The following is a 618-nucleotide window of genomic DNA, read 5'->3' on the forward strand; positions in this document are numbered from 1 at the left end:
GGCGCTATTGCTCATGCTCAAGCGTGGCGCGCACAAACCACTTTTGCTTGCGCAAAGCGTGTGGCTGCTGGATATCTGGGAATCGCTTAGCGTGTTCAAGCGCATTCTCTTCAAGAAGCTGCTAAGTCGCGCGAACTTGCTGACGACGCTTACATACGACAATGCTGCGCTCGCGAAAAAATTCTGGAATCGCGAAGCGACGGTGGTTCTCTATGGCATCAGTACAGACGACTTTCCGCTGCAACCCGTGTCCGAGTGGCGCCCTCACGAACCCTTGCGCGTGGCAGCCATTGGTAACGATCGTGACCGCGATTGGCAGACCTTCATGGCTGCATTCGAAAACGACAAGCGCTTTAGCGCGAGGCTGGCGACCCAGCGAAAAGTCGTGCGTCCCGATCGAGCGGATAACATTGTTGTCGCACCGGTTTCAGGCTTGGCCGAGCAGCGTGCGCTCTACGAATGGGCCGATGTGATAGTCGTACCGCTTCATCCCAATCACCATGCATCGGGTATTACGGTGCTGCTGGAAGCGGTCATGGCGGGTAAGGCAGTGGTTGCAACGGGCATTGGTGGCCTGTCGGACTATTTCTCCGATGACGCCGTTTCATACGTACCGGT

Annotated in this window: 1 pseudogene; it reads left to right on the forward strand. The window is 56.5% G+C overall.

Going from position 1 to position 618, the window contains the following annotated elements:
* Positions 1–618: pseudogene (locus tag EOS_RS47155) on the forward strand (glycosyltransferase family 1 protein); the annotation flags it as partial.

Origin of the sequence: Caballeronia mineralivorans PML1(12) (genome assembly GCF_001028175.1) — a bacterium.
GTDB lineage: Bacteria > Pseudomonadota > Gammaproteobacteria > Burkholderiales > Burkholderiaceae > Caballeronia > Caballeronia mineralivorans.